The sequence below is a fragment of the Ancylomarina sp. genome (assembly GCF_041555295.1).
GTDB lineage: Bacteria > Bacteroidota > Bacteroidia > Bacteroidales > Marinifilaceae > Ancylomarina.
Map to the genome: position 1 here is coordinate 1 of NZ_JBFFKR010000493.1, position 1,313 is coordinate 1,313.

Sequence of the window (1,313 nt, forward strand, 5' to 3'; positions counted from 1 at the left end):
GAAGGCTTGTCAACCTATGGGAAATGTAACTTGTTGTGGTAATATTGGTTCTGGCGACTTGGCTGGTACGGTCTATCCATTTATCCTGAAGGGTATTAGCTTGATTGGTGTTGATTCTCAAAATTGCCCAATGGCATTGCGCCAAAAGGTTTGGGAGAAATTAGCTGTAGAATGGCAGTGCGAAGCACTTGATGAAGTTGTTATTGAATCTAATTTGGAAGAGTTGGACACCTATATCGATAAAATGGTGGACAAGAAAAGTAGAGGTCGTGTAATCGTCAAATTGTAAGTGAACTCATAATCTGTTAGTTTATTCCGTATTTATAATGATGTCTTCTTATTTATTCATTCTGAAAATTTTGTCATTCGGTGAATTTATGAGACGTTTAAATAAATAGGGGAGGGTTTTTTCAATAGCAGTTTAAAAGAATAATGCTTGCCATATTATATGGCAGGCATTATTTTTTTTGCGTGATTAACTAATCCTCTGAAATTGCTTTATCTTTGCGCCATGCGTAAAATCATCAGTTTTCAGATATCGGACACCGCCAGGTTTAAGCAGCAGTTGCTGCTTTGGAGCAAACAATTTAAAAAGCTTGCTGTTCTCGATAGTCATGACGTGAATCAGAAAAATAATTCGAAAAAGGAATACAATTCATATGAATTGCTTGCTGGGATTGATGTGTTGCAAGAGATACAAGTTGATGAGAATTGTTTTGAGACGCTGAGGCAAACTTTCGATGCCAATCAGGATTGGTGGTTTGGATTTATGACTTACGATCTGAAAAATGAGTTGGAAGATCTTTCATCAGAAAATTTTGATGGTGTTCAGATGCCAGCTCTTCATTTTTTTCAGCCACGATGGGTTTTCGCTATGAAGGAAGATCAATTAGAAATACATTATTTCGAAGAAGAGAATTGCATAGAAGAGATATATGAACTTGTTGATCGGATCTTATCTACCAAAGTAGATCAAGTTAAGGCTTCATTTGTTCCCAATATTCAACACCGCATTAGTAAAGAAGAATATATTGAGGCTGTAAATGCTTTGAAAAATCATATTCGTTTAGGAGATATTTATGAGGTGAATTTTTGCCAGGAATTCTATGCTGAGCAAACCAAGATAGATCCCCTTGAAACCTATCGAAGCTTAAGTCAGGTTTCCCCTACACCTTATTCTTGTTATTATGCCTTGGGAGATAAGTTTCTATTATCTGCATCGCCAGAGAGATATATCAAGAAACAAGGTTCAAAAATTATATCTCAACCCATAAAAGGGACTGCTAAAAGAGGAAAAACACCTGAAGAGGATA

The 1,313-nt window shown here is 36.3% G+C and carries 1 protein-coding gene and 1 pseudogene; both read left to right on the top strand.

Annotated elements, in window-relative coordinates; all coding sequences use genetic code 11:
* Positions 1-289: pseudogene (locus tag ABY905_RS17365) on the top strand (oxidoreductase); the annotation flags it as partial.
* 222 nt (positions 290-511) lie between these two features.
* Positions 512-1,313 (top strand): chorismate-binding protein (locus tag ABY905_RS17370; protein WP_372646178.1); only part of this gene is annotated, 802 nt, incomplete at its 3' end.